The organism is Aeromonas sp. CA23 (assembly GCF_002587065.1).
GTDB lineage: Bacteria > Pseudomonadota > Gammaproteobacteria > Enterobacterales > Aeromonadaceae > Aeromonas > Aeromonas bestiarum.
In genome coordinates, this window is the sequence record NZ_CP023818.1 from 2,185,272 (window position 1) to 2,210,425 (window position 25,154).

Consider the following 25,154-nt stretch of genomic DNA (forward strand, 5'->3'; position numbering starts at 1 on the left):
AAAACAATGCCACCCCAGGGTGGCATTGTTGTTTCTGCTCCGGCCTTGCCATAGGGCTGTACTCATTCGACCGACAGAGGAGGCACCATGCCAAATCAGACCGCGATCAGTGATGAGGAACTCATCTCTGCCATCCGTGCCCAGTACCATTTTCGCGATAGCCCCGGGGGCCTGCTGGCATGGGATGTGCGCCGTCTGGTGCGGCTGAGCCGCGGGCTGCCGGTGCAAGCTGTGCCGCTCTCGCAGATCGTGGAGCTCGATAGGGATCACTGGTACGGGCATGGGAACATCCGGCCCACGGTGCGCAGCATAGTCGAGCACTGTCAGCTGATGCTGGCCGCCGAGCTCGCCTATCCCATCATTCTGGACAGTGCGGGCCGGGTCATGGATGGCATGCACAGGGTGAGCAAGGCGCTGATGCAGGGCCATACCCATATCGATGCGGTGCAGTTCGAGCAAGACCCGGCGCCCGACCATGTGGATTGCGACCCTGACGCCTTGTCCTATGACGATTGAGCCTCTGGTCGATCGAGTGGCGCCATACGGGCTTTTTTACACCATTTTTAGCAGGAGAAAGCGTGATGAAGCGAGTGCTGGAGATCCGGAGCTATCGGCTCAAGGCCGGGAGCCGTGCGGCTTTTCATCGGCTGGTTACCGAGCAGAGCCTGCCCTTGCACCTTGCCTGGGGGATGGATGTGGTGAGCCATGGCCCCTCCTTGCATGATCCGGACGCCTATTTTCTGATGCGGGCCTACGATGACCTTGAGCATCTGAACCGCTCCCAGGCGGCATTCTATGGGACCGAGGCCTGGCAAACAGGCCCGAGAGAGGCCATCGTTGCGCTGATCGAGGGGGATGCAAATACTGTGCTCTGGTTGCCAGGCGAGGCCATAGAGGCGCTGCGCACTGGCTGAGATGGCCAAGGTGCAGCTGCGGTGACATATTGTTTTTCTGGGCTTTTACCGGCTTTGGATGGCCGTGCTACACTGGCCGACCAAGATCCTGACCCCGCGGGGCAGGTGCCTTTTCAGTTAACGCCGGAGGTCAGATGCATTGCCCTTTCTGTAGTGCCGTTGATACCAAGGTGATCGATTCCCGTCTGGTGGCAGAAGGCCATCAGGTGCGCCGCCGTCGTGAGTGTCTGCTCTGTCACGAGCGCTTCACTACCTTCGAGATGGCCGAGCTGGTGATGCCCCGCGTCATCAAGTCCAACGGCTCCCGTGAACCCTTCAACGAAGACAAGCTGCGTGCCGGCATACTGCGGGCACTGGAGAAGCGGCCGGTGAGCATGGAGGCCATCGAGAAGGGGGTCAATCACATCAAGTCCCGCCTGCGGGCCACAGGTGAGCGCGAAGTCGCCTCCCAGCTGGTGGGCAACCTGGTGATGGATGAGCTCAAGGGTCTGGACAAGGTCGCCTATATCCGCTTTGCCTCCGTCTATCGCAGCTTCGAAGACATTCGTGAATTTGGCGAAGAGATCGCCAAGCTGGAGAAGTAACGTTGTCGGGTGGGCAAGCTGATATCCGCTTCGTTTCCACCTATCGCAGCGTCGAAGATATTCGCCTTGTTTATGGCAAGAAGCGGCGAAGAGATTACGAAGTTGGAGAAACAAGCTTTCTCAACGTCCGATCACGCTGCGCTAATCGAACCTGCAACGCCCATTTTCTCGCTTTGAACGGGAGCTCAGATGTTTAGTCAAGATGATTACCAATGGATGAGTCGGGCCCTCGAACTGGCCCGCCGCGGCCGCTATACCACGGCACCCAACCCCTGCGTCGGTGCCGTGCTGGTGAAAGCCGGCGTGGTGGTCGGTGAGGGGTGGCACAAGCGTGCCGGCGAGCCCCATGCCGAGGTCTATGCCCTGCATGCCGCCGGTGAACAAGCCCGTGGCGCCACCGCTTACGTGACCCTGGAGCCCTGTTCCCACTATGGCCGTACCCCGCCCTGCGCCGAGGCGCTGATCAAGGCCGGGGTGACCCGGGTGGTGGCCGCCATGGTCGATCCCAACCCCGAGGTGGGTGGACGCGGGCTGCGCATGTTGTCTGAGGCCGGCATCAAGACCGACTTCGGCCTGCTCAGCGCCGAGGCCGAGGCACTCAATCCGGGCTTCTTCAAGCGGATGCGCACCGCTTTCCCACAGGTGACGGTCAAGCTCGGCGCCAGCCTGGATGGCCGCACCGCCATGGCAAGCGGCGAGAGCCAGTGGATAACGGGTCCCCTGGCCCGTGCCGATGTGCAGCGACTGCGGGCCCGTCACGACGCCGTGCTCTCCAGCGCCGAAACCGTGCTGGCCGATGGCGCTTCCCTGACCGTGCGCTGGGACGAGCTGCCCCCCTCGGTCAAGGCCAGCTACCCCAAAGAGACGTTGCGCCAGCCGCTGCGGGTCATAGTCGACTCGCAAAACCGGCTCACCCCGGACCTGCCCCTGTTCCAGAGCACAGGCCCTGTCTTGCTGGCCCGTCACAAGGCGGCCGGCGACTGGCCGGCCTGGGTGCAGCAACTGGAGCTGCCGCTGCTGGATGGCAAGCTGGATCTGGTCAGCCTCTTCATGCTGTTGGCCAAGCAGCACATCAACTCGGTGCTGGTGGAGGCGGGGCCGCGGCTGTGTGGCGCCCTGCTGAACAAGGGGCTGGTGGATGAGCTGGTGCTCTACCAGGCGCCCAGACTGATGGGGGATGAGGGGCGTGGCCTGTTCCATCTGCCCGAACTCACCCGGCTGTTCCAGGCACCCAAGCTCAACATCAAGGATGTGCGGCTGGTGGGGCAGGACATTCGCATCACGGCGAAAATAGCCTGATTTTTCAATGTTTATCTGGGGCCTGCCCGGCCCCGTCATCAGCAAGGTGATCTGCATGTTTACCGGAATTATCGAAGCTGTGGGCACCCTGGCCGAGCTGCGTCGCCAGGGTGAAGACATGGTTCTCACCGTCCAGGCCCCGACCCTGGATTTGAGTGACGTCAAACTGGGTGACTCCATCGCCACCAACGGTGTCTGCCTGACTGTGATTGGCCTTGGCGACCAGCGCTACAGCGCCGATGTGTCGCTGGAGACCCTGTCGTGCACCGGCTTTGCCACGGCCAAGGTGGGCGATCCCGTCAATCTGGAGAAGGCGCTGATGCCCAGCTCCCGCTTGGGCGGCCATCTGGTCTCCGGTCATGTGGACGGGGTGGGGGAGGTGAAGAGCAAGTCCAGCAGCGGCCGCGCCATCGAATACTGGATCAAGGCACCAGGGTCGCTCTCCCGCTACATAGCGGAGAAGGGCTCGATCGCGGTGGACGGCATCAGCCTGACGGTCAACGCCGTGCAGGGGGACTTGTTCCGCCTGACCATAGTGCCCCACACGGCGCAGGAGACCACCATAGCGCGCTGGAAACCGGGCCATAGCGTGAATCTCGAGGTGGATCAGATAGCCCGCTATCTGGAGCGACTGATGCAAGGCAAGGCCCATGACAGCTCGTCATCGACCCTGACGCTGGAAAAGCTGGCCCAGTCCGGCTTCCTGTAACGACCGATGCCGCGGGAAAAACGCTTTTCTGTGATCCCGCTCCGATTGAAATGGGGCCTTGTGCCCCCATCTAGAGCAGAATAATCCCGTATCAAGTCGAGCCGGCAGGCTCAATCCCCGAAGCATGTTGATGGAGTAACCCATGGCGCTGAGCACAACCCAGGAAATCATTGCCGATATCAAGGCTGGCAAGATGGTGATCCTGATGGATGACGAAGACAGGGAGAACGAAGGGGACCTCATCATGGCCGCCTCCTGTGTCCGCCCGGAGGATATCAACTTCATGGCCCGCTATGGCCGTGGTCTCATCTGCCTGACCCTGACCCGGGATCGCTGCAAGCAACTGGCGCTGCCGCTGATGGTTGATCGCAACAATGCCCAGTTCTCCACCGCCTTCACCGTCACCATAGAAGCGGCCGAAGGGGTGACCACAGGCATCTCGGCTGCCGATCGCGCTGTTACGGTACAGGCTGCGGTGGCGCCCAATGCCAAGGCCGCCGATCTGGTGCAGCCGGGCCACATATTCCCGCTGATGGCACAGGATGGCGGCGTGCTGACCCGTGCCGGTCACACCGAAGCGGGCTGCGATCTGGCCCGGCTGGCCGGTTACGAGGCGGCCTCCGTCATCGTCGAGATCCTCAACGAGGATGGCACCATGGCGCGCCGTCCTGACTTGGAGATCTTCGCCGAGCAGCACGGCATCAAGCTTGGCACCATTGCCGACCTTATCGAATACCGCAACCAGCACGAGACCACGGTCGAGAAAGTGGCCGAGTGCAAGCTGCCTACCGAATACGGCGAGTTCGACCTCATCACCTTCCGCGACACCATAGACAACCAGGTGCACTTTGCTCTGAAGAAAGGCGAAGTACAGGCCGAGCAGCCGACCCTGGTGCGGGTCCATCTGCACGACGTGCTGAGCGATCTGCTGTTGACCGACCGTCACGCCGCCCGCAGCTGGCCGTTGCCCAAATCCATGGCCCGCATCGCCCAGGAAGGTGGCGTGCTGGTGATCCTGGGGGCCGAGGCCCACGGCGAGGAGCTGCTGGCCAGGGTCAAGGGCTTTGAAGCTGCCGACAAGGGGCTGCAACCGGAAGGGGCCAAGTGGCAGGGCACCTCGCGCCGGGTCGGCGTGGGCTCCCAGATCCTCAAGACGCTGGGGGTCGGCAAGATGCGGCTGTTGAGCTCCCCCAAGAAGTATCACGCCCTCGGTGGCTTCGGCCTGGAAGTGGTGGAATACGTCGGCGAATAAGCGCGTCGTCCGAATGACATTGAGATCATGGCCGCCCGTTGCGGCCATGGTTTTTGTCGTGGGTCTGTTGTGCTAGAATGTGCGCACTTTTGACTCCGGCCCCTTTTGATTGCACAGATACAGGATTTCCAATGAAGGTTATCGAAGGAAATATCGCCGCTCCTGAGGCGCGCGTTGCTATTGTCGTTGCCCGTTTCAACAGCTTCATCAACGAAAGCCTGGTGGACGGTGCTGTGGACGTGCTGAAGCGTCAAGGCCAGATCCAGGACAGCAATCTGACCCTGGTGCGCGTGCCGGGCGCCGTCGAAATCCCCCTGGCAGCCAAGAAGCTGGCCAAGAGTGGTCAATACGACGCCATAGTCGCGCTGGGCACCGTCATCCGTGGTGGCACTTACCACTTCGAGCTGGTGGCGAGCGAGAACGGCAAGGGCTTGGCCCAGGTAATGATGGAATATGAAATTCCGGTTGCCTTCGGCGTACTGACCACAGAAAACATCGAACAAGCCATCGAGCGCGCCGGTACCAAGGCGGGTAACAAGGGTGCAGAGGCTGCACTGAGCGCGCTCGAAATGATCAACGTCCTGAAACAGCTGGACGTGTAACGAGGAGAAGTACATTGAAACCGTCCGAGCGCCGTAAAGCCCGCCATTGCGCCACCCAGGCCATCTACCAGTGGCAGATGACCAGGGCCAACGTGGGCGACATCGAAGAGCAGTTCAAGATAGATCAGGACACCAAGGGTGTGGACCTGAACTATTTCCGCGATCTGCTGTTCGGGGTAGCCCTCCACTGCAACGAGCTGGACAAGGTGTTTTCCCCTTTCCTCTCCCGTCCGCTGGAAGAAGTGGACATGGTGGACAAGGCGATCCTGCGTCTGGCGACCTATGAGCTGACCCGTCGTGATGATGTGCCGCCGCGCGTGGTGATCAACGAAGCGATCGAGTTGGCCAAGGCCTTTGCTGCCGATGACAGCCACAAGTTTGTCAACGGTGTACTGGACAAGGTGATCAAGACGCTGGCCAAGCGTTGATCCTGCTGTCCGTCAGCATTAAGAGAGGAGCCAGCCTAACCGCTGGCTTTTTACTGTATGGGTGAATTTGAGCTGATTGATAAGTACTTCAAGGTCCCCCACGCCCGCAAGGACGTGGTGATGGGCCCTGGAGATGACTGCGCCCTGCTGACCCTGCCTGCCGATACTCAGCTGGCGGTGAGCACGGATACCCTGGTGAGCGGCGTCCACTTCTTCCCCGACATGGATCCGGTGGATCTCGGCTACAAGGCGCTGGCGGTCAATTTGTCCGACCTTGCCGCCATGGGCGCCGAGCCGCGCTGGGTGTCGCTGGCACTGACGCTGCCTGCCATCAACGAACCCTGGGTCGCCGGCTTTGCCGAAGGCTTTCTCGAACTGGCCGAATACTACAACGTGGCGCTGGTGGGTGGGGACATGACCCGCGGCCCGCTCTCCATCACAGTCTCGGTGAAGGGATCCGTCCCCGCCGGTCGTGCCCTGATGCGCAGCGGTGCCAAGGCCGGCGACGGCATCTATGTCACCGGCACCCTGGGGGATGCCGCCCTGGCGCTCTCCCATCTGCTCGGCAAGCGCAGCCTCAACGAGAACCAGCTGGCCGCCGTGCTGCCACGGCTCGATCATCCCCATCCCCGCATTCTGGCAGGGCAGGCCCTGCGCGGGCTGGCGAGCAGTGCGCTGGATCTCTCCGACGGGCTTTCCTCGGATCTTGGCCACATCCTCAAGGCCTCCGGGGTGCGGGCGCAAATAGATCTCGGCCTGCTGCCCCTCTCGCCCGTGCTGCAGGATGCGGTGCCCGAGCAGGATGCCTGGCAGCTGGCGCTGGCCGGTGGCGATGACTACGAGCTCTGTTTCACCGTGCCGGAGGAGTATCGCGGCGCGCTGGATACGGCGCTGGCCAACTGTGGCGTCAAGTTCACCCGCATCGGCCGCATCGTAGCGGGCGAGGTGGGCATCGACTACCTGAGAGGCGAGCAAGTGGTTGAACTGCAACTGAAAGGGTGGGATCACTTCGCATGAGCTTGTTCAGGATAAAGCCCGAGCTGACACGACTGAACCTGAAGCACCCGCTGCACTTGCTGGCGGTGGGGTTTGGCTCCGGTCTCTCCCCCAGGGCGCCGGGCACCATGGGGACGCTGGTCGCCATTCCGCTCTATCTGCTGGTGAGCGGTCTGCCGACGCCCTGGTTCATCGCCCTGCTGGCGGTGGGGTTCGTGGCGGGCATTCGCATCTGCCAGAGTGCCACCGATGCCATCGGCATGCCGGATCATGGTGCCATCGTCTGGGACGAGGTGATAGGTTTTGGCGTGACCATGATAGCGGCGCCAGCCGGTTGGCAGTGGGTGCTGGCCGGTTTCGTGCTGTTCCGGCTGTTTGATGTGTTCAAGCCCTGGCCCATCTCCTGGTTTGATCGCCGCATTCACGGCGGACTCGGCATCATGCTGGACGATCTCATCGCCGGCCTGTTCGCCCTGTTTTGTATGCAATTGCTGGCATACTGGCTGGGGTGAATCTCCCCGCAAGGGGGATCGCCAGCCTGGCATCCCCCTATATAGCTCTGTTTAGTTTTCATTCATCGGCATATGCTGCCGTTAAAAAATCATTTCACATAAATATTCACTACTCATTCGAAGCTTAATGCTATTGTGCCAATAGTGATTATTCCCGCCTGTTGCGTCTTTGTTGAAAGTAAAAGCACTAAAAAATCTTGATGGTGGTCATATAGTCTGGTTATGTGACACAAGTCATCATTTATGACTACTGCAATGGCCACTGACTGAGCAAAGTATTGCGAAATTGTATAACCCGATCATTTACACTCGCGGTCAAACCGTCTAAGTTACTCGCGGGTTATTCCAAAAAAATGCAAAAAAACCCGCCCGGATCGCTGGTTTCGCTGCCTCATGGATTGAGCGTTTATTACTCAGAAAAGCACTCAAGATCAGTACTCAAGGCACAACCGGCATCTGCGGCCGATTTACGGACGAATTATTTGGGACGGATGTCCCCCGCAGAGGTAAACATGTCCTTGCTCGAAGTGAAAAACTTGCGGATCGAGTACCCCTCCCGCTATGGGGTGCTGGCCGCGGTCAAAGATCTCTCTTTGTGTGTCGAAAAAGGGGAGATCGTCGGTGTGGTGGGCGAATCTGGCGCCGGTAAATCCACCATAGGCAATGCCGTCATCGATCTGCTGAGCCCGCCGGGCCGCATCGCCCGTGGTGACATCTATCTCAACGGCGAACTCATCTCCGGCAAGAGCCAGAACGAGATGCGGGCCATCCGTGGTTCCCGCATCGGTTTCATCTTCCAGGATCCCATGACCTCCCTCAATCCGCTGTTCACCGTAGAACAGCAACTGGTGGAGACCATTCTTGCCAATACCAAGCTCTCTCACGATGCCGCCTTTGCCAAGGCGCTCGAGCTGATGGGCGCGGTCGGGATCCCGCAGCCCGAGCTGCGCATCAAGCAGTATCCGCATCAGTTTTCCGGCGGCATGCGTCAGCGGGTGGTCATCGCCATCGCGCTGTCGTGCGATCCCGAGCTCATCATCGCCGATGAGCCGACCACGGCCCTCGACGTCTCCATTCAGGATCAGATCCTCCAGCTCATCCGCAACCTCTGCAAAGAGCGCCAGGTGGGCTGCATGCTGGTGACCCACGACATGGGGGTGGTCTCCAACGTTACCGACAAGGTGGCGGTCATGTATCGCGGCGATCTGGTGGAGTTCGGTACCACCGAACAGGTGCTGGGTCGCCCCACTCACCCTTATACCCGCAGTCTCATCTCGGCTGTGCCCCGCTCGGACGTCAAGCTGGTGCGCTTCCCGCTGGTTTCCTATATCGAGGATGCCAGTGCGCCTGATACCAATATCGATCTCAAGACCCACTGGCTCGGCCAGAGTCAGGATGAGCGCACCTACGAGGGGGCCCTGCTGCGGGTGGAGAACGTGGATCTGAGGTTCGTCACCAAGGACTCCATCTTCCCGAGCCGCCGCCAGTATGTGCGCGCCTGCAACAACATCAGCTTCGAGATCTTCGAAGGGGAAACCTTCGGTCTGGTGGGGGAGTCGGGTTCCGGCAAATCCACCATAGCCCGTGCCATTACAGGCCTCTATCCGCCCGATACCGGCAAGATCTTCTTCGAGGGGATCGATCTGACGGCTCTGAAAGGGGAGCACGAGCGCCGTCCGCTGCGCCGCCAGATGCAGATGGTGTTCCAGAACCCCTACTCCTCGATGAACCCGCGCATGAAGGTGCGTGACATCATCGCCGAGCCCATCCGCTTCCACAGGCTGGCAGGCAGCGAGAGCCAGATCGAGGGCATAGTCAACGATCTGCTCGATCACGTGGGGCTCGGCCGTGGTGCCGGGGTCAAGTATCCCCACGAGTTCTCTGGCGGTCAGCGTCAACGCATCTCCATCGCCCGTGCTCTGGCGACCCGGCCGCGCTTCCTCATCTGCGACGAGCCCACCTCGGCGCTGGATGTGTCGGTACAGGCCCAGATCCTCAACCTGCTCAAGGATCTGCAGCAGGAGCTTGGGCTGACCATGCTGTTCATCAGCCACGATCTGCCGGTGATCCGCCAGATGTGCGATCGCATCGGCGTGATGCAGCACGGTCATCTGGTGGAAGTGGCCGAGACCGAAAAACTGTTTACCAATGCCGAGCATGAGTACAGCCGCAAGCTGATCTCGCTGATGCCGGAGTTCAAGGGAATGTCCCGCGAGGGGCTGGAAATCGCAAGCTAGGAAAGAGCCGGCTCGCCGGTCTGCTTGTCACAAAAAGTGTCAATAAAAAGCCAAAAGCATGGAGAAAGACATGAAGAAAGGATTATCCAAGATTGCCATGGCGCTGTTCGCCGCGGGTCTCGCGTTTAACGTCTCTGCCGCCGACATTACTGTGGCCGTCGCCTCCGACGCCACCTCGCTGGATCCGCAGGAGCAGCTCTCCGGTCAGACCCTGGAGATGTCTCACCTGGTGTTCGATCCCCTGATGCGTTACACCCAGGATCTGAAGTTCGAGCCGCGTCTGGCCGAGAAGTTTGAACGTATCGACGACAAGACGGTGCGTTTCCACCTGCGCAAGGGCGTCAAGTTCCACTCCGGCAACGACTTCACCGCCGACGACGTGGTGTGGACCGTCAACCGCCTGAAGGCCTCTCCCGACTTCAAGGCCATCTTCGACCCCATTGCCGAAGTGAAGAAGGTCGATGATCTGACCGTCGATCTGATCACCGCCAAGCCGTTCCCGCTGGTGCTGCAGACCGTTACCTATATCTTCCCGATGGACTCCAAGTTCTACACCGGCAAGGATGAAGCTGGCAAAGACAAGGCCGAGATCGTCAAGAACGGCAGCTCCTATGCCTCCACCCATGTTTCCGGTACCGGTCCGTTCAGCGTCAAGTTCCGCGAGCAGGGCGTCAAGCTGGAATACGTGCGCAACGCCAACTACTGGGACAAGGCTTCCAAGGGCAACGTTCAGAACCTGACCGTGGTACCGATCAAGGAAGATGCCACCCGTGTGGCCGCCCTGCTGGGTGGTGACGTGGACATGATCTACCCGGTTGCTCCGAACGATCTGGAGCGCGTGAAGAATGGCAAGGATTCCCAACTGGTGACCCTGTCCGGTACCCGCGCCATTATCATAGAGCTGAACCAGAACACCAACCCGGCGCTGAAAGACAAGCGCGTGCGTCAGGCGATCAACCTGGCCATCAACGAAGTCGGCATAGTCGACAAGATCAACAAAGGCTTCGGCACTCCGGCCGGCCAGCTGAGCCCGAAAGGCTATGCCGGTCACAACGAGGCGCTCAAGCCCCAGTATGATCTGGCCAAGGCCAAGCAGCTGATGAAGGAAGCCGGTTTCGAGCAGGGCTTCAAGATGAGCTTCATCTCCCCGGCTGCCCGCTACGTCAACGACGTCAAGATTGCCCAGGCTGTCTCCGCCATGCTGTCCAAGATCAACATCAAGGTCGATCTGAAGACCATGCCGGTGGCCCAGTACTGGCCCGAGTTTGACAAGTGTGCGGCAGACATGCAGCTGATCGGCTGGCACTCAGACACCGAAGACAGTGCGAACTTCTTCGAGTTCCTGACCTTCACCAAGGATGCCAAGACCGGCATGGGTCAGTACAACTGCGGCGGTTATGCCAACGCAGAGGCTGACAAGCTGGTGATGGATGCCAACGCCGAAACCGATCCGGCCAAGCGTGCCGCCATCCTGCAGAAGGTGGAAGCCATGCTGATCGACGACGCTGCCTATGTGCCGTTGCACTGGGAAGACCTAGCCTATGGCGCCAAGAAAAACGTCGACATCAAGCCAGTGGTCAACGTGATGAACTTCCCTTACCTGGGTGACCTGGTGGTCAACAAGTAAGCAGGGTCGTAAAGAAGGACCTGGCGGGGGCGGCCATGGCTGCCCCCGCCATTAACAGAAGCCTGTGCCAAGACACAGGCCACGTAGAAGGACAAGCATGTTTACATTCCTGCTGAAACGGTTCTATCAGGCCGTGATAGTGATGTTCGTCATCAGCCTGGTCGCCTTCTCCATCCAGGACAACCTGGGGGATCCGCTGCGCGAGCTGGTGGGACAATCCGCCTCCGAGTCCGTGCGCCATGAGTTGCGCGAAAAGATGGGCCTTAACGATCCCTTTTTGGTGAAATACAGCCGCTTCTTGCAAAATGCAGTGCAAGGGGATCTGGGCACCTCCTACTTCTTCAAGCGACCCGCTCTCGAGGTGATACTCGACAAGCTGGTGGCTACCCTTGAGCTGGTCTTTGCCGCTGCACTGATCATCGTCGCCGTCTCCATTCCGCTGGGGGTTTACTCGGCGATAAGGCCACGCAGCTTCCTGACCAAACTCATCATGGCGGTGAGCAGCATCGGCATCTCGATCCCTGTCTTCCTGACGGCGATCATGCTGATGTATCTGTTCTCCATCCAGCTCGGCTGGCTGCCGGCCTATGGCCGTGGCGAGACCCTTAACCTGCTGGGCTGGGAGTCGGGCTTCTTCACCTGGGATGGCATCAAGCACTTGATCCTGCCGGCGGTGTCGCTCTCCTCCATCATGCTGCCGCTGTTCATCCGGCTGGTGCGCTCCGAGATGCTGGAGCAGCTCTCCTCCGAATACGTCAAGTTCGCCCGTGCCAAGGGGCTGGACAACAACAAGGTCTACTACCAGCACGCCCTCAAAAACACCATGCTGCCGGTCATTACCGTCGGCGGCGTGCAGATCGGCACCATGGTTGCCTACACCATCTTGACCGAGAGCGTGTTCCAGTGGCCGGGGACCGGCTTCCTGTTCCTCGAGGCGATCCACAGGGTCGATACCCCGCTGATCACCGCCTACGTCATCTTCGTCGGCCTGATCTTCGTGGTGACCAATACCCTGGTCGACCTGCTCTACGGGTTCATCAACCCGACCGTCAACCTGACTGCCAAGGGGTAACACATGACTAACGCTGTGACTGTGAGCCGCTGTTTGACATGGCGCAACCACGCGGGTCTTGCCATCAACCCGGCTACGAAGGGGTAAGCATGAGTAACGCAGTAACTGCAAGCCCAAGCCGTTGGGCACGTTTTAAAAATTCCGACATCGTCTACTACTTCCTGCGCGATAAAGTCGCCATGTTCAGCTTTGCGGTGTTCGTGGTGTTCGTGCTGGCTGCGCTGCTGGCACCCTGGCTGGCGCCGCACAACGTCTACGACCAGACCAGCTTCGATCTGATGGATGCCGAGCTGCCGCCCTCCTGGCTGGAAGGGGGTGAGGAGCGCTTCTGGCTTGGCACCGACAACCAGGGTCGCGACATCTGGAGCACCATCCTCTACGGTGCCCGCATCTCGTTGACCATAGGGCTGTTTGCGGTGGGGCTGCAACTGGTGCTCGGCATCGTCATCGGCCTGATCGCCGGTTACTTCGGTGGCCGCATCGACAACCTGCTGATGCGCTTCGCCGATGTGCAGCTGTCGTTCTCCACCATGATGGTGGCCATCATCATCTCCGCCATCTTCCAGGCCAGCTTTGGCTCCGAGGTTTACTCCGAATTTGCCATCGTCATGCTGGTGGTGATCATCGGCATCGCCGAGTGGCCGCAGTACGCTCGTACCGTGCGTGCCTCCGTGCTGGCGGAGAAGAAGAAGGAGTATGTGGAAGCGGCGCAGGTGATGGGGTTCCGTGCCCCGCGCATCATGTTCCGCCACATCTTGCCGAACTGCCTGTCCCCCATCCTGGTCATCTCCACGGTGCAGGTGGCCAACGCCATCATGAGCGAGGCGGCACTCTCCTTCCTCGGATTGGGGATGCCGGTGGATCAGCCATCGCTGGGCTCGCTCATCAGCGTCGGCTTCAACTACATCTTCTCCGGCTCCTGGTGGATCACCGCCTTCCCGGGCATCTGTCTGGTGGTGCTGGTGCTGGTCATCAACCTGCTGGGCGACTGGCTGCGGGATGTGTTCAACCCCAAGATCTACAAGGGCTGATAAAAACCTGTCCTCACACTTACTGCGAGGGCGTGATCAAGGCTCATGTGCTGCTCGGAATCCTCACGTATGTCTATACGCTCCGGTTCCTGCGCTGCTCTTCACCTTGCTGACGCCCTTCTCGCGACAGTGTGTGCACAGGTTTGAAATAATGGATAACAAGAAGGGCGCCATCAGGCGCCCTTCTTTATTTGCTCGTCAACGTGCCTGATCAGGCCAGCAGCCAGGCCTCGATGCTGGCTTGAATGCCAGTGCTGTCGAGTCCCAGCAGCGCGTAGATCTCCTCCTGGGTGCCTTGCTCCACGAAGCGATCCGGCAGGCCGAGATTGAGCACAGGCTTGCACTGTTTGCTGCGCATCAGCAGCTCGTTCACCGCGGAGCCGGCGCCGCCCATGATGGCGTTGTCTTCTATGGTCACGAACTGGTCATGGCTGGCGGCAAGCGACAGCACCAGGGTTTCATCCATCGGCTTGACGAAGCGCATGTCCACCAGGGTGGCATCGAGCGCCTCGGCGGCGGCCCTGGCCTGCTGCAGCAGGGTGCCGAACGCCAGTATGGCGGTGCCCTTGCCCTCGCGAATGACACGGCCCTTGCCGAGCGCCAGCGCCTGCATCTCGGTCTGCACCTCGATGCCTGTGCCGCTGCCGCGGGGGTAGCGCACCGCCGCAGGCTGGTTGCATTGATAGCCGGTGTAGAGCATCTGGCGACACTCGTTCTCGTCGGACGGCGTCATCACCACCATGTTGGGCACGGTGCGCAGGAAGCTGATGTCGAACGCCCCCTGATGGGTCGGGCCATCGGCGCCCACCAGACCGGCCCGGTCGATGGCGAACAGCACCGGCAGTTCCTGCAGTGCCACGTCGTGGATCAGCTGGTCATAGGCGCGCTGCAGGAAGCTCGAATAGATGGCGACCACCGGCTTCTTGTCGGCGATGGCGAGGCCGGCGGCGAAGGTGACCGCATGCTGCTCGGCAATGGCCACGTCGAAGTAGCGATCCGGATACTGCTGGCTGAACTTGACCAGCCCTGAGCCCTCGCGCATGGCGGGGGTGATGCCGACCAGCTTCTCGTCTTTGGCCGCCATGTCGCACAGCCACTGACCGAAGATGGCGGAGAAGCTCGGCTTGCCGCCGCTCGCCTTGGGCAGGGTGCACTCGTCTGGATTGAACTTGGGCACGCCGTGATAACCGATAGGGTCTTTCTCGGCAGGCTCGTAGCCCTTGCCCTTCTTGGTCTTGACATGCAGCAGCTGCGGCCCCTTGAGGTTGCGCATGTTGCGCAGTGTCTCGACCAAGGCGTTGATGTCATGGCCGTCGATGGGGCCTATGTAGTTGAAGCCGAACTCTTCGAACAGGGTGCCAGGCACCACCATCCCCTTGAGATGCTCCTCGGCCCGCTTGGCCAGCTCCTTGACCGGCGGCAGACCCGCCAGCACCTTCTTGCCCCCCTCACGTATGGTGGTGTAGAGCTTGCCCGACATGATGCGGGCCAGGTGGTTGTTGAGCGCCCCGACATTCTCGGAGATGGACATCTCGTTGTCGTTGAGCACCACCAGCATGTCCTTGTGGACATCGCCGGCGTGATTGAGCGCCTCGAAGGCCATGCCGGCCGTGATGGCGCCGTCACCTATCACCGCTACCACCTTGCGACCCAGACCCTCGCTCTCGGCGGCGACCGCCATGCCGAGTGCCGCACCTATGGAGGTGCTGGAGTGGCCAACCGAGAGCACGTCATATTCGCTCTCGCCGCGCCAGGGGAAGGGGTGCAGGCCGTCTTTCTGGCGGATGCTCTGCATCCGGTCGCGACGACCGGTCAGGATCTTGTGGGGATAGGCCTGATGGCCCACGTCCCACACCAGTCGATCGAACGGCGTGTTGTAGACGTAGTGCAGCGCCACCGTCAGTTCGACTGTGCCGAGCCCGGAGGCGAGATGACCACTGGAGCGGCTCACCGAACGCAGCAGATATTCACGCAGTTCGTTGCACAGTACGGGCAGTCGCTCGAAGGGCAGGGATCGCAACTCGACCGGCGTATCCGCGAGGGCCAGGTTGGGGAAATTGCTTATATCAACGCTCATATTGTTACTGTTATCCAGCGTTTAGTGGGTTCGCTCGATGATGTAATCGGCAAACGCTTCCAGAATGTCGGTATTGTAGGGCAAAGATTGCAAGGCTGTTAAGGCTTTACCGTGCAGTTCGCGAGCCAGCTCACGGGCATTGTCGAGTCCGAGCAGGGCCGGGTAGGTACTCTTTTCCTGCGCCAGATCCGAGCCTTGCGGCTTGCCCAGGGTGGCGGTATCGCCCGTGATGTCGAGGATATCGTCCTGTACCTGAAAAGCGAGGCCTATGGCGGCCGCATAGGTTTGCAGCGCCGCCAGGGTGGCGTCGTCCACGTCGGGCTTGCACAGGGCACCCAGTGCCACGGCGCACTCGATTAGGGCCCCGGTCTTGTGGCGATGCACCTGCTCCAGCTCGGGCAGGCTGATCTGGCGCCCTTCGGCCTGCAGATCCAGCGCCTGACCACCACACATGCCGAGGTAGCCGGAGGCGCGGGCGAGGGCACTCAGCATCCGCACCCGGTTGGCCATCAGGGCGGCCGGCATGGGGTGATCGGCCAGAATGGCGAAGGCCAGGGTCTGCAGGGCATCGCCGGCCAGGATGGCGGTGCCTTCGTCAAATGCCTTGTGCACGGTCGGCTGGCCGCGACGCAAGTCGTCGTTGTCCATGGCGGGCAGGTCGTCATGCAGCAGGGAGTAGGCGTGGATGCACTCCACCGCGGCGGCGGGGCCATCCAGCAGCTCGCTCTTGACGCCCAGCATCTCGCCTACGGCGTAGACCAGGAAGGGGCGCACCCGCTTGCCGCCGAGCAGCAGGCCATAGCGCATGGCATCGCGCAGACGCGGGGCCATGGCGGGCAAGGATTCAAGTTGTGCAGACAGGCAGTCGTCAATACGTTGACGATGCAGGCGGGAAAAATCGTCCAGCGTCACTCACTCCTCTCCTTGCTCTGGCTGGAAGGGGACCGCTTGCTCTGTGCCATCGGCCTGAGTCAGCAGGATCTGGATCTTCTGTTCGGCCTGTTCCAGCTTCTGCTGGCCGGCCCGCACCAGGTGGACACCCTGTTCGAACTGCTTGAGGGCCTCTTCCAGCGGTAAGGAACCTTGTTCCAGTTGATGAACTATGGTTTCCAGCTCTTCCAGAGTGGCATCAAAACTCAGGCGGTCGATTTTTTTACTGGCCATGTCCATCCTCGGGGATTGAAAAAAACGGCTTATCTTAACATCGACGGCGGGCAGGGGGGAGGCTGAAAAGTGCGGTCAGCTTAAACTCTCGGAAAAGTGGCCGATAACAAGCCATCTTGTGAACTAGGAAAAACGTGGTGGCCCTTGCCGCTGATGAGCCAATAGCAGAAAATTCAACAAACTGCAGATACAACGAATTTCAGCTGACAGGAGTAGGGATGTGGATCTAGGTAGTCTGATTGGCATAGTGCTGGGATTTGGGGTCGTGGTGTACGGCATGCTGCTGGGTGGCCCCATGAGCATGTATGTGGATATGCCTTCGGTCTATATCACCATACTGGGTTCCCTCTTTATCTGCATGATGAAGTTCAACATCGGTCAGTTCCTGATGGCGTTCAAGGTGGCCGGCAAGGCATTCATCTACAAGGGCGACAAGCTGGATGACCTCATCATCAAGGCGGTTGAACTGGCCGATGCGGCCCGTAAAGGGGGCTTTTTGGCGCTGGAAGCCGCCGAAGTGCCGAATGCCTTCATGAAAAAAGGCATCGACATGCTGGTGGACGGGCACGATGCCGATGTCATCCGCGGCGTGATGGAGAAGGACATCGAGCTCACCGCCGAACGGCATGTCATCGCCATCAAGGTGTTTCGCGCGCTCGGGGATCTGGGGCCCGCCATGGGGATGATAGGCACGCTGGTGGGTCTGGTTGCCATGCTGGCCAACATGAGCGATCCCAAATCCATAGGCCCGGCCATGGCGGTGGCCTTGCTCACCACCCTCTATGGCGCCATCGAGGCCAACATGATTGCGATCCCCATCGCCGACAAGCTGGAGCTGCGCAGCGGTGAAGAGCAACTGAGCCGCTGCCTGGTGCTGGACGCCATCATGGGCATTCAGGATGGCCAGAACCCGCGGGTGATCCAGTCCATGCTGCAAAATTACCTGAACCAGTCCAAACGCAACAATGGCAGCGAGTAATCCCCATGGCTAAGTGCAAGTGTCCGCCACCTGGTCTGCCCGGTTACATGGGCACCTTCGCCGATCTGATGTCGTTGTTGATGTGCTTCTTCGTGCTGCTGCTCTCCTTCGCCGAGATGGATGTGCAGAAGTTCAAGCAGATCGCCGGCTCCATGGAGAAGGCGTTCGGGGTGCAGAATATTCTGGAGGTCAAAGACATACCCAAGGGGACGTCCGTCGTTGCCCTCGAGTTCAGGCCGGGCCGCCCCGAGCCGACCCCCATAGACACCATCATGCAGCAGACCATGGACATGACCCAGACAGAGCTGGACTTCCAGCCAGGTGACGCCGATCAGGCCGGGGGTCATGACAAGAGCGAAGACAAGCTGGTGGGGGGCGACACCCGGCAGGAGGCGCAGAAACAGCAGGAGCAGTCCAATGCCCTGGCCAAGGAGCTGGCGGAGCAGATGAAGGCCCAGATCCAGGATGGTGCCATCGAAGTGGAGGCGCTGGGTCAGCAGATTATCATACGGATCCGCGAGAAGGCGGCCTTCCCGGCTGGTTCCGCCTTCCTGCAGCCCCAGTTCTGGCCCGTGGTGCGCAAGGTGGCGACTCTGCTCAAGGATGTACCGGGGGAGATCACCATCTCGGGTCATACCGATGATGTGGCCACCGAAGATGAGCTGTTTCAGTCCAACTGGGAGCTCTCTTCCCAGCGGGCGGTGGCGGTGGCCCATCAGATGATCAAGGTGCCCGGCTTCGACGGCGGGCGATTGGTGGTGCAGGGCATGGCCGATTCCCAGCCGCTGGTGCCGAACACCACCCCGGAAAACCGGCGCATGAACCGGCGGGTGGAGATCGCCATCATGCAGGGCAAGCCGACAGTATCGGCCCCAATCGGCGTCTCTGAGCAGAAGTAGTGTCGATGGCAAAGCGCGATCCCGCTCGCAGGGACTGACATGGATTTTGTGCCGGCTTCATATTAAGATGCCTCATCCGAACCGATAGCTGCGGCTCTCTTTGATAGCCGCAGCTTCTCTTTTCAAGCAACCCAGGTTTCGACTATGAATCATACTCCGATGACTGTTCGCGGCGCTGAAAAGCTGCGTCAAGAGCTCGACTATCTGAAGAGCGAGCTTCGTCCGCAGATTATCGAAGCGATTGCAGATGCCCGTGAACATGGTGATCTGAAAGAAAACGCCGAGTACCATGCCGCCCGTGAGCAGCAGGGCTTCTGTGAAGGCCGCATTCAGGAAATTGAGAGCAAGCTCTCCAATGCCCAGGTGATCGATGTCACCAAGATTACCAACAATGGTCGCGTCATCTTCGGGGCGACCGTGACCCTACTGAAAAGCGAGACGGAAGAGGAAGTTGTCTACCGTATCGTGGGTGACGACGAATCTGACATCAAACAGAACATGATTTCAGTGAACTCGCCCATCGCCCGTGCCCTGATCGGCAAGGAAGTGGACGATGTGGCCATCGTCAAGACGCCGGCCGGCGATGTGGAATACGAAGTTCTGGCCGTCGCTTACCTCTGATGTGAGGTGATGCCTGAAACAGGGGAGCCCGGCTCCCCTGTTTGTATTTAGCGGGGCTGGTAAGCCTGGGTGAAGGCGTCCTGATGGCGCTGGAACATCCAGCTGCGCAGTTGCTCAAGATCCGGCTTGGCCATCTGGAAGTGCAGTGCCCAGCCCTGTACACCATTGCGTTGATGGATATGTCTGACCAGCTCGGCGCAGAGGGGCAGGGGGGCCAGTTCCTGGATGAGCAGGGTGCCGCTGAGGGTGGCGCCTATCGTCAGGCCGGCGGGCAAGCCCTCCACCACCAATCCGTCCAGCGACAGGCTGTGCACCAGACACTCGGTATCGGCCACCTTCAGGCGCGCCTCTTGGTCGAGGCGCCAGGCGCGCAGATGGGGATAACCCAGCTCCTTGATGACGGGCGCGGCGATGCGCGGTTCGACGAAGCCATCGTCCCCCTGGGTGAAGCGCAGCGGAAAGCGGAGTTGATGCCCGGCGAAGCGGGCTTCGAGCACCAGTTGATCGGCGCGTTGCAGCAGTCCGAGCAAGGGGGTGGCGAGATAACCGCTCAGGGATTGTCCGGCGGCCGTCTCCTGACTGCTCCCCAAGTCCCGTAACATGGCCAGTTCATCTTCGGTGAGAATCTGATGGTGATCCATAGCGGGGTGTCCACGAGTATTCATCGCAGGTTAAGGGCCTGGAGACTACTTTGGCAAGCGACTTGGGAAGAAGGGAAATGAAGGAAAGAGCGAGGCTCTTTCCTGTTACTTGCGGGGCAGTTGGATTTTCGGCTCGTTGGCCTGACGGTAGATGGTCAGCACGTGGCCGATGCTCTGTACCTTGACCGCGCCGGTTTCACGGACGATTGCATCCATAACCAGCTGTTTCATCTCACGATCTTCAGACGCAACCTTAACCTTGATCAGCTCGTGGTAGTTCAGGGCCAGATCGATCTCGGCCAGTACGCCTTCGGTCAGACCATGTTGACCCAGCAGGACAACGGGCTTCAGACTGTGGGCAAGGCCCTTGAGGTACTGTTTCTGTTTATTGTTGAGAATCATGGCAATTTCTTCATAAGTCAGGGTTGAAAGGGGCGTATTCTACCCCCACTTAGCCCTTAATACTAATAACCCTTGTGGTTTTTTAAAGTCGACAATCATGACCCAGAAAAAACGTTCCCCCAGCTCAAGCCGCTGGTTAAAAGAACATTTCGACGATCAATACGTCAAAAAAGCCCAGAAGTTGGGGCTGCGCTCCCGCGCTGTTTTCAAGATTGATGAGATCCAGGGCAAGGACAAATTGCTCCGTACCGGCATGACAGTGGTGGATCTGGGGGCGGCCCCGGGTGGCTGGTCCCAGTTTGCCGTTGAGCAGGTGGGTGACGATGGACGGGTCATCGCGTGTGATATTTTGCCGATGGATCCCATTGCCGGTGTCGATTTCCTGCAAGGGGACTTTCGGGAGGAAACTGTACTCGGCGCCTTGCTGGCCCGTGTCGGTCCGGACAAGGTGGACCTGGTCATGTCTGATATGGCGCCCAATATGAGTGGCACCCAACAGGTGGATCAGGCCCGCGCCATGTACCTGGTCGAGCTGGCGCTCGACATGTGCAACCAGGTATTGCGCAGTAATGGCAGCTTCGTGGTGAAGGTATTCCAGGGAGAGGGGTTTGATGCCTATCTCAATGAAATTCGTAAGCTTTTCTCTGCTGTCAAGATTCGTAAACCAGACTCGTCTCGTGCCCGTTCACGAGAAGTCTACATTGTGGCTACCGGTTTTAAACTGTAGTACCCTAACCTTCATCGTTAACTGTCAGTCTGCGAGGTCATTGATTTGAGTGACATGGCGAAAAACCTAATCCTGTGGCTGGTCATCGCCGTCGTGTTGATGTCGGTGTTCAATAGCTTCAGCCCCAGCGATACCACCAGTCGCCAGCTGGACTATTCCAGCTTCGTTAAAGAAGTGACCCAAGAGCAGATCCGTGAAGTGCGGATGGATGGCAAGGTCATTAATGGCGTCAAGCGCACTGGTGAACGCTTCACCACCATCATACCGGCGCCGGATCCCCAGCTGCTCAACGACATGCTCAATCACAATGTCAAAGTGATGGGCGAGAAGCCGGAAGAGCCGTCTTTGCTGACCTCTATCTTCATCTCCTGGTTCCCGATGCTGTTGCTGATCGGTGTCTGGGTCTTCTTCATGCGTCAGATGCAGGGCGGTGGTGGCAAGGGTGCCATGTCGTTCGGCAAGAGCAAGGCTCGCCTGATGAGTGAAGATCAGATCAAGACCACCTTTGCCGACGTCGCAGGCTGCGATGAGGCCAAGGAAGAGGTGAAAGAGCTGGTCGACTATCTGCGCGATCCGAGCAAGTTCCAGAAACTGGGTGGCAAGATCCCCACCGGCGTACTGCTGGTAGGCCCTCCCGGTACCGGTAAGACCCTGCTGGCCAAGGCCATTGCGGGCGAGGCCAAGGTGCCTTTCTTCACCATCTCGGGTTCCGACTTCGTCGAGATGTTCGTGGGTGTCGGTGCCTCCCGGGTGCGTGACATGTTCGAGCAGGCCAAGAAGTCTTCCCCCTGCATCATCTTCATCGATGAAATCGATGCGGTCGGTCGCCAGCGTGGCGCCGGTCTCGGCGGTGGTCACGATGAGCGTGAGCAGACCCTGAACCAGATGCTGGTCGAAATGGATGGTTTTGAAGGCAATGAAGGCGTCATCGTCATCGCCGCCACCAACCGTCCCGATGTACTGGACCCTGCCTTGCTGCGTCCGGGCCGTTTCGACCGTCAGGTCGTGGTCGGTCTGCCGGATGTGCGCGGTCGCGAGCAGATCCTGAAGGTGCACATGCGCAAGGTGCCGTTGGCAGATGATGTCAATGCGGCCCTGATTGCCCGCGGTACCCCAGGTTTCTCCGGTGCTGATCTCGCCAACCTGGTCAACGAAGCCGCCCTCTTCTCCGCCCGTGAGAGCCGTCGAGTGGTTTCCATGACCGAATTCGAGAAGGCCAAGGACAAGATCATGATGGGTGCGGAACGTCGCTCCATGGTGATGAGAGACTCCGAGAAGGAGATGACGGCTTACCATGAGGCGGGTCACGCCATCATAGGCCGTCTGGTACCGGATCATGACCCTGTCTACAAGGTCTCCATCATACCGCGCGGTCGTGCGCTGGGTGTGACCATGTACCTGCCCGAGCAGGATCGCTGGAGCCACTCCAAGCAGCACCTGGAGTCCATGATCTCCAGCCTGTACGGCGGTCGTCTGGCGGAAGAGCTGATCTACGGTGCCGAGAAGGTATCGACCGGTGCATCCAACGATATCGAGCGTGCGACCGACATCGCTCGCAAGATGGTTACCCAGTGGGGCATGTCCGAGCGTCTCGGTCCCATGCTCTATGCGGAAGAAGATGGTGAAGTGTTCCTCGGTCGCAGCATGGCCAAGGCCAAGCACATGTCCGATGACACAGCGCGCGTCATCGACGCCGAGGTCAAGCAGGTCATCGATCGCAACTACGCCCGCTCCAAGCAGATCCTGCTGGACAACATGGACGTGTTGCACACCATGAAAGATGCGCTGATGAAGTACGAAACCATCGACGCCAAGCAGATCGACGATCTGATGGCCCGTCGCGAGGTGCGTGCTCCCAGCAACTGGCATGACGAGCACAGCGACACTCCGCAAGGCGGTGCCACTGTCGCGGCGGATGCCAAACCGGCAGTGACCGACGTGGAGCCGGTGGCGGATGTCGACATCGACAAGGCCAACGATCTCCCGGCCAAATAAATCGTGATGATGCAAACCCCGGGCTGGTCCCGGGGTTTTTCTTTATGTAAATGGAAGCGAAGATGCAGCTAACCAGCAAGGGGCTCAGCCTCTCCCTCGATCGTCCCCATGTGATGGGGATCCTCAATGTGACACCCGACTCCTTCTCCGATGGCGGCAATTTCAATCAGGTTGACCGGGCCATGGCCCATGCTCGCCAGATGATCGCCGACGGGGCAACCCTCATCGACATCGGCGGCGAGTCGACGCGTCCGGGTGCCCCCGACGTGAGCGAGCAGGATGAGCTGGACAGGGTGATCCCCGTGGTCGAGCGGATGGTCGCCGAGCTGGATGTGATGATCTCCCTCGATACCTCCAAGGCTGCCGTGATGCGGGAAGGCTGCAAGGCGGGGGCCCACCTCATCAACGACGTGCGGGCCTTGCTCGAACCCGGCGCCCTGGCCGCCGCCGCAGAAGCTGACGTACCCGTGTGCCTGATGCACATGCAAGGCCAGCCGAGAACCATGCAGGCCGAGCCCCACTATGACGACCTGCTGGGGGAGGTGAGGGCCTTCTTCGACGAGCGTATCGCCGCCTGTCTGGCCGCCGGGATAGGGCGCCAGCAGCTGTTGCTGGATCCGGGCTACGGCTTTGGCAAGACACTGGCACACAACTATCAGCTGCTGGCCTGGCAGGAGAAGTTGCTCGATTACCAGCTTCCGCTCTTGGTCGGTATGTCGCGAAAGTCTATGATAGGCAACCTGCTCGGCCGTTCGGTTGATGAACGGCTGGCCGGCAGTCTGGCCTGTGCGCTCATCGGGATGCAGCATGGCGCCCGTATCATCCGGGTGCACGATGTGCGAGAGACCATGGATGCCCTGCGCGCCGGCTGGATGGTAATGACGGGACAAGATTTCATATCCAAATAAAAAAACGAGAACAGACAATGGCAAGAAAGTATTTTGGCACCGATGGTGTCCGCGGCAAGGTTGGCGAATTCCCGATCACCCCTGATTTCGTGATGAAGCTGGGTTGGGCCGCAGGCAAGGTGCTCTCCAAGAAGGGCACCCGTAAAGTGCTGATCGGCAAGGATACCCGCATCTCCGGCTACATGCTGGAGTCCGCGCTGGAAGCGGGTCTCTCCGCCGCCGGTCTCAAGGCCATACTGATGGGCCCCATGCCCACCCCGGCCGTTGCCTACCTGACCCGCACCTTCCGTGCCGAGGCCGGCATCGTCATCAGCGCCTCCCATAACCCTTACTATGACAACGGCATCAAGTTCTTCTCCGCCGATGGCACCAAGCTGCCTGACGAGGTCGAGATGGCCATCGAAGCCGAGCTGGATCACGAGATCAAGTGCGTCGAGTCTGCGGATTTGGGCAAAGCCGTGCGCATCGAGGATGCGGCGGGTCGCTATATCGAGTTCTGCAAGAGCACCTTCCCTTCCCATCTGAGCCTGGAAGGGCTGAAGATGGTGGTCGACTGCGGCAATGGCGCTACCTATCACATAGCCCCCTCCGTGTTCCGCGAACTGGGCGCCGAGGTGATAGCCATCGGCTGCAGCCCGGATGGGCTCAACATCAACGACGGTGTCGGCTCGACCGCTCCCGACGCGCTGGCGGCCAAGGTGCTGGAGTGCAAGGCGGATCTGGGCGTGGCCTTCGACGGCGACGGCGATCGCCTGGTGATGGTGGACCACACGGGTTACATCATCGACGGTGACGAGATCCTCTACATCATCGCCCGCGATGCGCTGCGCAACGGCCGCCTCAAGGGCGGTGTGGTTGGTACCCTGATGGCCAACATGGGCCTGGAGCTGGCGCTGCAGACTCTGGGCATCCCGTTCGCCCGTGCCAAGGTGGGTGACCGCTACGTGCTGGAGATGATGAACGAGAAGGGCTGGCGTATCGGGGGTGAAAACTCCGGTCATATCATCTGCCTGGATCAGACCACCACAGGGGACGGTATCGTCGCTGCCCTGCAGGTGCTGATGGCCATCTGCACCGCCGAGATGCCGCTGGCCAAGCTGCGTTCCGGCATGAGCAAGTTCCCGCAGGTGCTGGTGAACGTCCGTTTTGCCGAGGGCAAGGATCCGCTGGCGGCTGATGCCGTCAACCAGGAAGTGGCCAAGGTGGAACAGGAGCTGGCTGGCCGTGGCCGCGTCCTGCTGCGCAAATCCGGCACCGAACCCCTGATCCGGGTCATGGTGGAAGGTGAGCATGAGCAGCAGGTGCGTGATATGGCACAACGCATCGCTCAACAGGTCGAATCGGCGTTTTAATGAACAAAATGGGCGGCTTTTTAGCCGCCCTGGTTGTATCTTGTTCAAACGATTCGAAAATTCAAAAATAGCGCTTGTCAGCTGACAATCCTCTGGATATTATCAGCCCCGCTTTCGCAAGGGAGT

General features: G+C 59.9%; 26 protein-coding genes. 21 read left to right on the forward strand and 5 right to left on the reverse strand.

Features of this window, described 5'->3' with window-relative positions:
* Positions 1–87: 87 nt before the first annotated feature.
* The 14 genes from CK910_RS10375 (at position 88) to CK910_RS10440 (ending at position 13,263) form a co-directional block, all read left to right on the forward strand.
* On the forward strand, positions 88–516 hold the full coding sequence (locus CK910_RS10375) for a hypothetical protein (protein WP_098982779.1): 429 nt from the start codon (positions 88–90) through the stop codon (positions 514–516).
* A gap of 65 nt (positions 517–581) precedes the next feature.
* Positions 582–914, forward strand: coding sequence for an NIPSNAP family protein (locus CK910_RS10380; RefSeq protein ID WP_098982781.1), 333 nt, complete (start codon positions 582–584; stop codon positions 912–914).
* Between the two features lie 134 nt (positions 915–1,048).
* Positions 1,049–1,498, forward strand: a complete 450-nt coding sequence (nrdR, locus tag CK910_RS10385) for a transcriptional regulator NrdR (RefSeq protein WP_042866644.1) — start codon at positions 1,049–1,051, stop codon at positions 1,496–1,498.
* 189 nt (positions 1,499–1,687) lie between these two features.
* Positions 1,688–2,797 carry a bifunctional diaminohydroxyphosphoribosylaminopyrimidine deaminase/5-amino-6-(5-phosphoribosylamino)uracil reductase RibD gene (gene ribD / locus CK910_RS10390; protein WP_043140151.1) on the forward strand — a complete coding sequence of 370 codons (1,110 nt, stop codon included), beginning with the start codon at positions 1,688–1,690 and terminating at the stop codon, positions 2,795–2,797.
* Between the two features lie 55 nt (positions 2,798–2,852).
* Positions 2,853–3,506, forward strand: coding sequence for a riboflavin synthase (locus CK910_RS10395; protein ID WP_098985058.1), 654 nt, complete (start codon positions 2,853–2,855; stop codon positions 3,504–3,506).
* 142 nt (positions 3,507–3,648) lie between these two features.
* Positions 3,649–4,758, forward strand: coding sequence for a bifunctional 3,4-dihydroxy-2-butanone-4-phosphate synthase/GTP cyclohydrolase II (gene ribBA / locus CK910_RS10400; protein WP_043140152.1), 1,110 nt, complete (start codon positions 3,649–3,651; stop codon positions 4,756–4,758).
* Between the two features lie 131 nt (positions 4,759–4,889).
* Complete coding sequence (gene ribH, locus CK910_RS10405; RefSeq protein ID WP_042866640.1) at positions 4,890–5,360, forward strand: 6,7-dimethyl-8-ribityllumazine synthase; 471 nt, start codon at positions 4,890–4,892, stop codon at positions 5,358–5,360.
* Positions 5,361–5,374: 14 nt separating this feature from the next.
* Positions 5,375–5,788: a transcription antitermination factor NusB gene (nusB, locus tag CK910_RS10410; protein ID WP_042035824.1), complete on the forward strand. Its 414-nt coding sequence runs from the start codon at positions 5,375–5,377 to the stop codon at positions 5,786–5,788.
* Positions 5,789–5,845: 57 nt separating this feature from the next.
* The gene (gene thiL / locus CK910_RS10415) at positions 5,846–6,805 is read left to right on the forward strand and encodes a thiamine-phosphate kinase (protein WP_043140161.1); all 960 of its coding nucleotides are present in this window, start codon (positions 5,846–5,848) and stop codon (positions 6,803–6,805) included.
* A complete protein-coding gene (locus CK910_RS10420) occupies positions 6,802–7,296 on the forward strand; it encodes a phosphatidylglycerophosphatase A family protein (protein WP_043555036.1) in 495 nt (164 codons plus the stop codon). The genes thiL and CK910_RS10420 overlap by 4 nt, the downstream gene beginning before the upstream one ends.
* Before the next feature lie 512 nt (positions 7,297–7,808).
* Positions 7,809–9,533 carry a dipeptide ABC transporter ATP-binding protein gene (locus CK910_RS10425; RefSeq protein ID WP_098982784.1) on the forward strand — a complete coding sequence of 575 codons (1,725 nt, stop codon included), beginning with the start codon at positions 7,809–7,811 and terminating at the stop codon, positions 9,531–9,533.
* 70 nt (positions 9,534–9,603) lie between these two features.
* Positions 9,604–11,160, forward strand: a complete 1,557-nt coding sequence (locus CK910_RS10430; RefSeq protein ID WP_098982787.1) for an ABC transporter substrate-binding protein — start codon at positions 9,604–9,606, stop codon at positions 11,158–11,160.
* Between the two features lie 97 nt (positions 11,161–11,257).
* Positions 11,258–12,232, forward strand: a complete 975-nt coding sequence (locus CK910_RS10435) for an ABC transporter permease (RefSeq protein ID WP_098982789.1) — start codon at positions 11,258–11,260, stop codon at positions 12,230–12,232.
* A gap of 89 nt (positions 12,233–12,321) precedes the next feature.
* Positions 12,322–13,263 (forward strand): ABC transporter permease, encoded by a 942-nt coding sequence (locus CK910_RS10440; protein WP_043140174.1) that lies wholly within the window; start codon positions 12,322–12,324, stop codon positions 13,261–13,263.
* Between the two features lie 211 nt (positions 13,264–13,474).
* Here the strand turns inward: CK910_RS10440 and dxs are convergent, their stop codons facing one another.
* Genes dxs through xseB form a run of 3 tightly spaced genes read right to left on the reverse strand, consistent with a single transcriptional unit; the run spans position 13,475 to position 16,504 of the window.
* Complete coding sequence (gene dxs / locus CK910_RS10445; protein ID WP_098982791.1) at positions 13,475–15,340, reverse strand: 1-deoxy-D-xylulose-5-phosphate synthase; 1,866 nt, start codon at positions 15,338–15,340, stop codon at positions 13,475–13,477.
* Between the two features lie 21 nt (positions 15,341–15,361).
* Positions 15,362–16,252: a (2E,6E)-farnesyl diphosphate synthase gene (gene ispA / locus CK910_RS10450; protein WP_098982794.1), complete on the reverse strand. Its 891-nt coding sequence runs from the start codon at positions 16,250–16,252 to the stop codon at positions 15,362–15,364.
* Positions 16,253–16,504 (reverse strand): exodeoxyribonuclease VII small subunit, encoded by a 252-nt coding sequence (gene xseB / locus CK910_RS10455; RefSeq protein WP_005317577.1) that lies wholly within the window; start codon positions 16,502–16,504, stop codon positions 16,253–16,255. It abuts the gene before it with no gap.
* 220 nt (positions 16,505–16,724) lie between these two features.
* Between xseB and pomA the strand changes: the two genes are divergently transcribed.
* The 3 genes from pomA to greA all read left to right on the forward strand — a co-directional run bounded on the left by pomA (position 16,725) and on the right by greA (position 19,003).
* Positions 16,725–17,483 carry a flagellar motor protein PomA gene (pomA, locus tag CK910_RS10460; protein ID WP_043140183.1) on the forward strand — a complete coding sequence of 253 codons (759 nt, stop codon included), beginning with the start codon at positions 16,725–16,727 and terminating at the stop codon, positions 17,481–17,483.
* A 5-nt stretch (positions 17,484–17,488) separates the two neighbouring features.
* Positions 17,489–18,382 carry a flagellar motor protein MotB gene (locus CK910_RS10465; RefSeq protein WP_043140185.1) on the forward strand — a complete coding sequence of 298 codons (894 nt, stop codon included), beginning with the start codon at positions 17,489–17,491 and terminating at the stop codon, positions 18,380–18,382.
* A 144-nt stretch (positions 18,383–18,526) separates the two neighbouring features.
* A complete protein-coding gene (gene greA, locus CK910_RS10470; RefSeq protein WP_042866628.1) occupies positions 18,527–19,003 on the forward strand; it encodes a transcription elongation factor GreA in 477 nt (158 codons plus the stop codon).
* A gap of 47 nt (positions 19,004–19,050) precedes the next feature.
* Here greA and CK910_RS10475 read toward each other — a convergent pair whose 3' ends face one another.
* Both CK910_RS10475 and yhbY read right to left on the reverse strand, forming a co-directional pair.
* Positions 19,051–19,644: a hypothetical protein gene (locus tag CK910_RS10475; RefSeq protein ID WP_043140188.1), complete on the reverse strand. Its 594-nt coding sequence runs from the start codon at positions 19,642–19,644 to the stop codon at positions 19,051–19,053.
* Positions 19,645–19,749: 105 nt separating this feature from the next.
* Positions 19,750–20,046, reverse strand: a complete 297-nt coding sequence (gene yhbY, locus CK910_RS10480) for a ribosome assembly RNA-binding protein YhbY (protein ID WP_042035811.1) — start codon at positions 20,044–20,046, stop codon at positions 19,750–19,752.
* A 97-nt stretch (positions 20,047–20,143) separates the two neighbouring features.
* On the opposite strand from yhbY, the gene rlmE reads away from it, so the two are divergent.
* From rlmE to glmM, 4 genes are all read left to right on the forward strand, one after another.
* Positions 20,144–20,773: a 23S rRNA (uridine(2552)-2'-O)-methyltransferase RlmE gene (rlmE, locus tag CK910_RS10485; protein ID WP_042866625.1), complete on the forward strand. Its 630-nt coding sequence runs from the start codon at positions 20,144–20,146 to the stop codon at positions 20,771–20,773.
* Between the two features lie 45 nt (positions 20,774–20,818).
* Positions 20,819–22,768, forward strand: a complete 1,950-nt coding sequence (gene ftsH, locus CK910_RS10490; protein WP_098982797.1) for an ATP-dependent zinc metalloprotease FtsH — start codon at positions 20,819–20,821, stop codon at positions 22,766–22,768.
* Between the two features lie 62 nt (positions 22,769–22,830).
* Positions 22,831–23,676, forward strand: coding sequence for a dihydropteroate synthase (gene folP / locus CK910_RS10495; protein ID WP_098982799.1), 846 nt, complete (start codon positions 22,831–22,833; stop codon positions 23,674–23,676).
* Between the two features lie 17 nt (positions 23,677–23,693).
* Positions 23,694–25,028 (forward strand): phosphoglucosamine mutase, encoded by a 1,335-nt coding sequence (gene glmM, locus CK910_RS10500; protein WP_043140194.1) that lies wholly within the window; start codon positions 23,694–23,696, stop codon positions 25,026–25,028.
* Positions 25,029–25,154: the final 126 nt, after the last annotated feature.